Consider the following 7991-nt stretch of genomic DNA (forward strand, 5'->3'; position numbering starts at 1 on the left):
ATGTATAGTAAAAGATTTGCAAAAGAAACGTTTAAGGAAACTGTAAAAGATAATGTGAAGACATTATACCGCAAGAAGATTGAGGAGGCGACTCCCCAGCAGATTTTCCAGGCTGTATCCTATGCGGTTAAGGACATCATTATTGATGACTGGCTGGCGACTCAGGCAGAGTACAGGAAGCAGGATGCCAAGACGGTATATTATATGTCAATGGAGTTCCTGATGGGCCGTGCTCTTGGCAACAACCTGATTAATATGACCGCCTACAAGGAAGTAAAAGAAGCGTTGGAAGAGATGAACATTGACCTGAACGCGATTGAGGACCAGGAGCCGGATGCGGCTCTTGGAAACGGCGGTCTGGGACGTCTGGCTGCATGTTTCCTGGATTCTCTGGCGACGCTGAACTATCCGGCTTACGGATGCGGGATCCGCTACCGTTACGGAATGTTCAAGCAGAAGATCGAGAACGGATATCAGGTCGAGACTCCGGATGACTGGTTAATGGAAGGAAATCCGTTTGAACTGCGCAGGGAAGAGTATGCAAAGGAAATCCGTTTCGGCGGTACGATTCGTTTTGAGAAAGACCCGGTAACCGGAAAGGATAAGTTCATTCAGGAAAATTATGAATCTGTTATGGCGATCCCTTATGATATGCCGATCGTCGGATATGGCAACCATGTTGTAAACACACTGCGTATCTGGGATGCACAGGCGATTACGAACTTCTCTCTGGAATCCTTTGACAGAGGGGATTACCACAAGGCCGTGGAACAGGAGAACCTGGCGAAGATGATTGTTGACGTACTCTATCCGAACGATAATCATTATGCAGGAAAAGAACTGCGGCTGAAACAGCAGTATTTCTTCATTTCAGCCAGCCTTCAGGCAATGATCGAGAAGTATAAAAAGGATCATGATGATATTAAGAAGCTGTATGAAAAAGTAAAAATCCAGATGAATGATACCCACCCGACTGTTGCAGTTCCTGAGCTGATGCGCCTTTTGATCGACGTGGAAGGACTGGACTGGGAAGAGGCATGGGATGTAACAACAAAGACTTGTGCATATACGAACCATACGATCATGTCAGAGGCACTGGAGAAATGGCCGATCGACCTGTTCTCTAAGCTTCTCCCTCGTATTTACCAGATCGTACAGGAAATCGACCGCCGTTTTATCGAGCAGGTCCGCAGACAGTATCCGGGCAATGAAGAAAAAGTCAGAAAGATGGCAATCTTAAGAGATAATCAGGTGCGTATGGCACATATGGCTATCATTGCAGGCTTTTCTGTAAATGGTGTTGCACAGCTCCATACGGAGATTCTGAAGCATCAGGAGCTGAAGGATTTCTATGAGATGATGCCGGAGAAGTTTAATAATAAGACAAACGGTATTACACAAAGACGTTTCCTCCTCCACGGCAATCCGCTGCTTGCAGACTGGATCACAGGGCTGATCGGGGACGGATGGATCACAGACCTCTCCAAGATCTCCAACCTGAAGCCGTATGTAAACGATGAGAGATTCAGAAAAGAATTTATGCAGATCAAGTACAAGAATAAGGAACGTCTGGCAAAGTATATCAAGGAGCATAACGGCATTGACGTAGATCCGAGGTCAATTTTCGATGTGCAGGTTAAACGCCTCCACGAGTACAAACGCCAGCTTTTGAATATCCTCCATATCATGTATCTGTATAACCAGATCAAGGAGCATCCGGAGATGTCCTTCTATCCGAGAACATTTATCTTTGGTGCAAAGGCTGCGGCAGGGTATTTAAGAGCGAAAGAGACGATCAAGCTGATCAACTCCGTGGCAGACGTTGTGAACAATGACAGAAGCATCAACGGAAAGATCAAGGTCGTATTTATCGAAGACTACCGTGTATCCAATGCAGAGCTGTTATTTGCAGCTGCTGATGTCAGCGAACAGATATCCACTGCATCAAAAGAGGCATCCGGTACAGGTAACATGAAGTTTATGTTAAACGGTGCGCCGACTCTGGGAACTATGGATGGTGCAAATGTTGAGATCGTGGAAGAAGTAGGGGAAGAGAATGCATTTATCTTCGGCCTGAGTTCAGAAGAAGTTATTAATTACGAGAACAACGGCGGCTACAATCCGATCGACATTTACTTCAATGACTGGGAATTAAAGCGTGTTGTTGACCAGCTGATGGACGGTACTTATGCTAACGGCAACCATGAGATGTACAAGAACCTGTACAACTCACTTCTGAATACACAGAGCACAAACAAGGCTGATATGTATTTCATCCTGAAGGATTTCCGTTCTTATGCGGAGGCCCAGAAGAGGGTGGAGGCAGCATACCGTGATGAGCAGAGATGGTCCAGAATGGCAATGCTTAATACCGCATGCAGCGGCAAGTTTACATCAGACAGAACAATCGAGGAGTACGTGCAGGACATCTGGAAACTGGAAAAGGTGTATGTACCATCAGGACAGCCGGAATAGGAGGCGTTTATGAATTATTACGACACTTATAATTATACAACATCAGCGGCGGACAGGATACTTGCGGGTATACTTGCAATCTATGTTATCGTGCTGCTTGTCTTTTTCCTGTTTTATGTAATTAGTTATGTTTTCAAGGGTATCGGCATGTATACCATTGCAAAGCGCCAGGGAATGGATTATCCGTGGCTTGCATTTATCCCTTTTGCCAGGACATATCTCCACGGAGAACTGGCTGGGCGGATCAGCCTGAAGAACAAAGGAATTAAGAACCCGGGAATCTGGCTTCTTGTCATGCCCTTTATATTTGGTGCGGTGAACTTCGTATTCTATATGATATTATGGGCAGTCGGGATCGGTGCATTTGCAGATACCTTTACAGGTGCCATGTATGGATATCAGTACGGATACGGTGATCCCCATGTCAGCACCGGACTGATCATGGGCCTGATTATACTCTTCGCCATCTGGATGATTACTGCGGTACTCTACGGCGCAGTTTACAAAGTGCTGGGGGTTCTTGTGAATCACCAGATACTGGAGAAGTTTACAACAAAAAATATGTCCGTTGCCCATGCAGTACTGAGCACATTGATCCCGCTTTATGAGTCAATCTGCCTCTTTGTTATGAGGAATAAGGACTATAATCCGGGAATGGAACCGGATCTTGGACGGCCGTTTATGCAGTCACCTCCTCCGGTAATGCCGCCGCAGGGGGGACCTGCACCGGGACCTCACATGGGACCTCACATGGGACCGGAAGTGCCGGTACCTCCGGCTGAGCCCGGGATGCCAGTACAGGCGGAAACACCTGTACCGCCGGTGCAGGCCCCCACTGAAGGGGAACGTCCGGCAGAGCATGAAGTTCATGCGCCGGTTGAGCCGCCTGCACAGGATGTGATTCATCTGGGAACATCTGCGGAAAATACAGAGAATGCTCCTTCAGAACCTCTGACAGACAGTCAGGACAGAACACCGTTATAAATTTTTAAGAAAAGGGGTCTGCCCCCTTAACGCCCTTCATATATATAATTATATGGAGGGCTTTTTTATGGGACAACGTTACATGCGTCAGAAAGCAAAAACAATCGGTTCATTCCTTATTATTTTGATTTTACTTCCCTATATAGTGGCTGTATTTGTAAACGGTGCGGATATGGAAGTGATCGGCAAGAACGGCGGTGCCTATGTGCAGGTAAAAAAGACAGCAGAGGACGGTACAAAGCAGGTGCTGGAAGTACCGTGGGAAGAATATTTTATAGGAGTGCTGGCAAGGGAAATGCCGGAGACTTATGAAAAAGAGGCCCTGAAGGCACAGGCAGTAGTTATCCGCACAAATCTGTATAAAACTCTTGACGGTGATGGGGATAAAGTTCTGACGGAGAGCTACCTGTGTGAAAAAGATCTGGAAAAAAAGTGGGACGCGGCAGACTATGACGCAAATTATAAGAAACTGAAGGCGGCAGTGGATGAGACGGCGAATCAGGTATTATACTATAATGATACATATGCTATGGTTCCGTTCCACCAGTCCAGCAACGGAAAAACAAGGAGCGGACAGGAAGTCCTCGGAAGCGGGGACTATCCGTATTTAGTGGTAAAGGAATGCCCGCTCGACAAGGAAGCAGACGATGAGATGCACGTCTATACCATGGATTACAAGGAGATACAGACAAAGTGCCAGGCATTTCTGGTTGCCGTGGACAAAGAAAATGCAGAAAAAACATACAGCTTTGCAGATTTTGAGATACAGGAGTATGATTCTGCCGGTTATGTTTCAAAACTCAGAATAGGCGATACAGTCTGCACAGGAGATCAGTTCCGGGATGCATTGACACTGGCTTCCAGCGCATTTTCACTACAGGATGCGGACGGGAAGCTGCGTATCACAACCTCAGGCAGGGGGCATGGTTTGGGAATGAGCCAGTGGACCGCGAATGAGATGGCAAAAGAGGGGAAAAGCTGTGAAGAAATCCTTCAAAATTTTTTTGAAGGAACAAAAATGACAGACGGCGGAGAAATATTTTCAAAAATCGAATAAGGCGTCATTTTTCTGGCAAAAATATAGCCAGAGGTGATGAATATGAATAAGAATGAAAAGCCGTTTTCTTTAAAAGGGAAAGGCGCAGCAGTCGGCATCGTAATCTGCTTTGTAGCTGTAATTGTAATGGTAGGAGCATTTACATTTAACAATTATCAGAAAAAATTAGATGAGCAGTTAGCAAAAGCCGAAGAACAAACAGAACAGTTAGCAAAAGAGAAGAGTGAAGCAACTACGGCAAATGACATTGTACTGCCGGAAGCAGAAGGTAATACATCAACAGAAAATGAAACAGAAGACAATGAAAGCACTACACCGGAAAGCACGGCAGATAACTCTGCAACAGCATCAGGGGCTTCCGACGTATGGTTCAGCGAGGAAAGTGTCCTCGAATGGCCTGCAAGCGGAGCAATCCTGATCAACTACAGCATGGACAAGACAGTTTATTTTTCAACACTGGAGCAGTATAAGTATAACCCGGCACTGGTAATCGGCGGAGAAGTAGGAGAAACAATTGCAGCATCCGCAGCCGGTATCGTAACAAACGTGGAGCAGTCCGCCCAGACAGGGACAACTGTTACCCTTGATATGGGGAACGGATATACAGCGGTATACGGGCAGCTCAAAGAAGTACCTCTGCAGATCGGCGACTATGTAGCAGCCGGTGAGACAGTAGGGTATCTCAGCGAACCAACAAAATACTACAGTGTAGAAGGAACCAATCTCTATTTTGAAATACTCAAAGACGGAGAACCAGTCAATCCTTTAGATTTCATGGAATCATAGCAAGTACAAATTCAAATGGATTAAATCACAAATTTGTCAAGTAAGTACGGTACATCGAACTTACTTGACAAATTTTCATTTAAGTTCGATAATATACATAAAAGGGGGACGTGAGGATGATAAAACGTGAAACCTATTTAAAAAGAATACGGGGATTTTATGATAAGGATTTAATAAAAGTGATTACAGGTATAAGGCGCTGCGGAAAATCAGTCCTGTTAATGCAGATCATGGATGAACTTAAAACACAGGGAATCGGAAAGGATCAGATTCTCTATATCAATTTTGAAGACTATGATTATTCTTTTATCCGGACAGGAATGGATTTGCATGATTATGTAAAAAGTCAGATCACAACAGACAAGAAATATTATCTGTTTTTTGATGAAATCCAGACAGTCCCCGATTTTGAACGTGTCATTAATTCGCTGAAAGTAAAGTATAATACAAGTATATTTATTACAGGATCTAATGGTAAGCTCTTGTCAGGAGAGCTTGCAACATTTCTTACAGGGCGATATGTAAGTTTTCGGATCATGCCATTTACTTTCCGTGAAATGTGTGAATTGAAGCAGATAAAACCGGGCGATGTGACAGATGAATTATTCTATGACTATATAACCTGGGGCGGCCTTCCTCAGAGGTTTCAGATGGAAGGGGAAGAACAGACCAAAACTTTTTTAAGAGATGTTTATGATGCGATTGTACTGAAAGATATTGTGCAGCGTGCAGGAATTAAGGATATCGAGTTATTCAACAGAATTATAGAGTACCTTGTATGCAATCCATCCCAGACATTCTCTGCCACGGCAATATCAGATTATTTTCTAAGCATTAACCGGAAAGTCTCCAGAGAGACCATTTATAATTATCTGGAACATATTACCTCCTCACTGATTATGTCTAAAGCATCCAGATATGACATACGGGGCAAGCGGATTCTTACAAAATTAGATAAGTATTATTTGACAGATATGGGACTGGGGCGTATCCGAAATAGCGGTTTTAAACTGGAGATGGGCGCCCTTCTGGAAAATGTAGTATATAATGAATTACTGGTGCGTGGTTACGAGGTTTATGTCGGGAAGACGAGAAACGGAGAAATCGACTTTGTGGCGGTAAACGGAACGGATAAGGAGTATTATCAGGTTGCTTATTATCTGGCAGACCAAAGGGTGATTGACCGTGAATTCGGTGTTTATCGGCAGGTGGCAGACAATTACCCGAAATATGTGCTGTCGATGGATAAAATGGATTTTTCAAGGGATGGCATTATCCATCAGAATATATTAGAGTTTTTAGGAAAAGAATAATTATTAGGTATAAATTGTATGTGATAAAATCAAAAGGAAGAGATAAAATATGAATTTTACTTATATACTGAGATGCAATGATGGAAGTCTGTATACCGGCTGGACAAATGACCTTGAAAAGCGGCTGGGTGACCATAACGCAGGGAAGGGCGCTAAGTATACAAAGGGCAGGAGACCCGTGGAACTGGCCTATTATGAGATTTATGAGACAAAGGAAGAAGCAATGAAACGGGAATATGCAATCAAGCACCTTACCCGGGAGCAGAAGATGAATCTGCTCCATATGGGGAAAGGTAAGGATAAATGTGAATAAATAAAAATATTAACCAATCGTACTTAAAACCATAAATATAAACTGCAGGCCGCTGTTTACAGATCTGCCTGCAAATTAATTGCTTCTGTTCCGTACCTGTTGAATATAATCCTGAATATCCTCTTTCTTCAAGTGAAATTTCTGGTGTAGTTTTTCACAGACGGTGGATTCTCCATACCCGTCTTCAAGCAGGATTTCAACAAAAAGCAGGATATCATTACGGGTGACTTCTTTAGTGACTTCTTTAGTGACTTTGTTAGTAACTTCTTTGGTAACTTTATTTGTAACTTCTTCAGTAACCTCTTTAGTGATTTCTTTAGCAATTTCCTTAGTAGCCTTTTCCAGGTCCTCAGCCCATAATTCATGCAGTGCTTCGCACATTGATCTCGCCTCCTCCATTGCCGCGGGGTTAGCCCGCACTATTAAATCCATAGCAGCCTGATAGAGTCTGGAATCTTTATGCTTTTCATAGTCTTCAAGCAGAACATTCAGATTCTGGTCAGGCTGTAAGTCTGTACGCAGACTGCCCAGCCATCGGTTTTCTTCCGGGGATAATTCTTTTGATATTAATATTTGTATAGGGAAGGGGTCCCCCTCCAGATAATAAATTCCCGGAGCAGTCCTTCGGACTTCAAGTTTTCGAAAACGTGTAACTTCTTCCAGCATTTTACGGGGATACCTGCTGCAGACGAATGTTATAGTTATGTCATCCTGTTTAATTGCATTCGTCTGCTCTGAATTAGACTTGTAAAAGCAGGCATAGCCATAAACCTTATAAAAATCATCAATATTCAGGGTATCTTCCGGACTTTTATATTCGAAAATATTATGTCCCTTTAATAATCGGCCCATATTTTTTTTCAACGGTTCAGAACCATTTTTTTTAATGACCAGTGCATCAATCCTCATGGGCATCTTGTTTAATTCCAACTCGGAAAGAAAAATAAGACGGTCAGCCTCCTCTCCAAAGTCAATCTGCATGGCGGCAATAAATGCCGGATGCCATTGCAGCCTTTTATCTGTCATGTACTGCACCTCCATTATAGCATGTGAAATGTACGGA

7 protein-coding genes are annotated in these 7991 nt (G+C 43.6%); 6 read left to right on the top strand and 1 reads right to left on the bottom strand.

Features of this window, described 5'->3' with window-relative positions; genetic code table 11:
- From DWX43_RS25820 to DWX43_RS25845, 6 genes are all read left to right on the top strand, one after another.
- Entirely contained in the window at positions 1–2475 is a 2475-nt protein-coding gene (locus DWX43_RS25820; RefSeq protein ID WP_118622832.1) for a glycogen/starch/alpha-glucan phosphorylase, read from the top strand.
- A gap of 9 nt (positions 2476–2484) precedes the next feature.
- Entirely contained in the window at positions 2485–3459 is a 975-nt protein-coding gene (locus DWX43_RS25825) for an RNA-binding protein (protein ID WP_243099475.1), read from the top strand.
- 67 nt (positions 3460–3526) lie between these two features.
- On the top strand, positions 3527–4516 hold the full coding sequence (locus DWX43_RS25830) for a SpoIID/LytB domain-containing protein (protein ID WP_118622834.1): 990 nt from the start codon (positions 3527–3529) through the stop codon (positions 4514–4516).
- 42 nt (positions 4517–4558) lie between these two features.
- Positions 4559–5302 (top strand): M23 family metallopeptidase, encoded by a 744-nt coding sequence (locus DWX43_RS25835; RefSeq protein ID WP_109733304.1) that lies wholly within the window; start codon positions 4559–4561, stop codon positions 5300–5302.
- A gap of 116 nt (positions 5303–5418) precedes the next feature.
- The gene (locus tag DWX43_RS25840; RefSeq protein WP_118622836.1) at positions 5419–6615 is read left to right on the top strand and encodes an ATP-binding protein; all 1197 of its coding nucleotides are present in this window, start codon (positions 5419–5421) and stop codon (positions 6613–6615) included.
- A 49-nt stretch (positions 6616–6664) separates the two neighbouring features.
- A complete protein-coding gene (locus DWX43_RS25845; protein ID WP_109733313.1) occupies positions 6665–6928 on the top strand; it encodes a GIY-YIG nuclease family protein in 264 nt (87 codons plus the stop codon).
- 75 nt (positions 6929–7003) lie between these two features.
- On the opposite strand, the gene DWX43_RS25850 is transcribed toward DWX43_RS25845, so the two are convergent.
- On the bottom strand, positions 7004–7954 hold the full coding sequence (locus DWX43_RS25850) for a 3-isopropylmalate dehydrogenase (protein WP_187370897.1): 951 nt from the start codon (positions 7952–7954) through the stop codon (positions 7004–7006).
- Between the last annotated feature and the right edge of the window lie 37 nt (positions 7955–7991).

Source organism: Clostridium sp. AF19-22AC (assembly GCF_003479085.1).
In the GTDB taxonomy this organism is placed as follows: domain Bacteria; phylum Bacillota; class Clostridia; order Lachnospirales; family Lachnospiraceae; genus Faecalicatena_A; species Faecalicatena_A orotica.